The organism is Legionella tunisiensis, assembly GCF_000308315.1.
Classification (GTDB): Bacteria; Pseudomonadota; Gammaproteobacteria; order Legionellales; family Legionellaceae; genus Tatlockia; species Tatlockia tunisiensis.
The window spans coordinates 1-1,945 of sequence record NZ_CALJ01000104.1; the positions used below are offsets into that span (position 1 = coordinate 1).

Sequence of the window (1,945 nt, forward strand, 5' to 3'; positions counted from 1 at the left end):
TTTCCTTTCTTTAAAAAACAATAAACCAGACCTAAAACTAAACCATAAATCAAATGGCCAATTAGCGGATGAATATTACTCTGTAAACCAGCGAGATTCCATTTTACAAACAAGGCATCACCTGCAGACAAAGTTGGCAACAGGGTCATAGGACCTATTACCCACATTCCTATACCAAAGAGGAGGCCTAAGAAAATCGCAGTGAACCATGAATGAATTAGCCAGCCGAAGACAAAAGCGAAGATAAGTCCTGCGATAATACTGACTATGAAATGAACCATCATTCCCCCTAATTTGCTAGGCATGCCGATCATACTGCCTAGGGTTTCAGACATACCGACAAGAATTAAAAAAAGGCAAAGACAATACCAGCAACTAAACCAGAGAGAACGCCATTGGTAAAGCATTTACGATCGCACATCTAAATCTCCTTATAAATTTCTTCTCTTTTTTAATAGAGATGGCTACGTGTTAGCTTGATGTATTTATTATAGCTCCGATTTTCATTATAGAAGAAAAATCAAAGATTGAAGGTTAAATTGACAAGCTTTAAATTTATTGGCAACCTCAGGTCTCACCATTGAACGGATGAAGGAACCGTGTTAATGAAAAAGCAATTAATGTCAATTCTTGCGCTGTTATCATTCTCAGCCCATGCCAGTGAGCTGAGTACTTTTGCTGAAGTAGCAGATGCTGTGGTTGGAGGGAAACAATTAAGTTTTGTAGTATCTTTCAAGAATTGTGAATCAGAGAATTCGGTCCCTAATATTAAAGCATCCTTCAGGCCTCATGCGCTGATGTTAATTGCTAATAACCGAGTCACTGCCTCTGATAAACATGTTACTTTGGATAATCCAAATTTTCTTAGAAATCCTACTATCGAGTATGTGAAGTACAATATTAATGTAGATAGTGGTGTTGAAATACAAGTGACTGTTATGAGCGCCAAAGATTATCGTCCTGTCGATCACCATCAAATCAATTGTCAGCTAGGAAAAGGTTTTCGAGTGTTTAGCGATGAGCGCCAAATTACTTAAGGCTTATCCTTGGTATTTGTCATTTCAGTTATCACAGTAGTGCCCCTGAGAAGCCATGGGGCAACTATTAGATAAGCTATACGAGTCAAGTTATTCGGCTAGTTCCTGGCGATTTTTAAAATAGTTTAAAGCCTCAGGATTGGCAAGTGACTGGAGATTATTAATGGCTTGGCCATGGACAGTTTGGCGTATGGCAACCTCCACTATTTTACCACTCATTGTGCGCGGTATATCGTTAACCTGCAGAATTTTAGCCGGTACGTGCCGAGGAGAAGCATTATGGCGTATGGTTTGACGAATGGTATTCATCAAATGTTCATTCAACTCTAAGCCTTCTCTTAATTTAACAAATAAGACGACACGAACATCTTCTTGCCAGTCCTGACCTATCACTACACTGTCTATAACTTCAGGTATTTTTCTACCTGACGATAAATTTCAGCGGTTCCTATGCGGACGCCACCTGGGTTTAATACAGCATCAGAACGACCATAAATGATAAGACCTTTGTGTTTAGTAATTTCGGCAAAATCACCATGAGCCCAGACGCCATCAAAACGCTTAAAATAGGCGCGTTTATAAGCTTTTTTGTCTGGATCTCCCCAAAAGCCCACTGGCATGGATGGAAAAGGCTTCGTGCACACTAATTCACCGCGCTCTTCACTCACTGGTTCTCCCCGTTCATTGAAAACCTTAACAGCCATGCCAAGTCCCAAGCATTGTAATTCGCCACGGTAAACAGGCAGAATTGGATTACCCAATGCAAAGCAGGAAACGATATCTGTTCCTCCTGAGATGGAGCTTAATTGCACATTGGATTTCACATGTTGATAAACGAAGTCATAGTTTTTCGTCAATAAAGGTGAGCCAGTGGAGAGAATTGTCCGTAGGCTTTTTAAGGAAAATTG

General features: G+C 40.2%; 2 protein-coding genes and 1 pseudogene. 1 reads left to right on the plus strand and 2 read right to left on the minus strand.

The genetic code is table 11. The features are described from left to right. Window positions 1-335 (minus strand): DUF1440 domain-containing protein (locus BN58_RS23145; protein ID WP_232220428.1); only part of this gene is annotated, 335 nt, incomplete at its 3' end. 270 nt (window positions 336-605) lie between these two features. Here BN58_RS23145 and BN58_RS07615 point away from each other — a divergent pair. Further along, window positions 606-1,037, plus strand: a complete 432-nt coding sequence (locus BN58_RS07615) for a VirK family protein (RefSeq protein ID WP_019216328.1) — start codon at window positions 606-608, stop codon at window positions 1,035-1,037. Window positions 1,038-1,127: 90 nt separating this feature from the next. Here BN58_RS07615 and BN58_RS23150 read toward each other — a convergent pair. Further along, window positions 1,128-1,945, minus strand: a pseudogene (locus BN58_RS23150) (AMP-binding enzyme); the annotation flags it as partial.

Coding starts and splice junctions, on each gene's coding strand:
- BN58_RS07615 (WP_019216328.1), top strand. CDS start 606: ATGAAAAAGCAATTAATGTCAATTCTTGCGCTGTTATCATTCTCAGCC.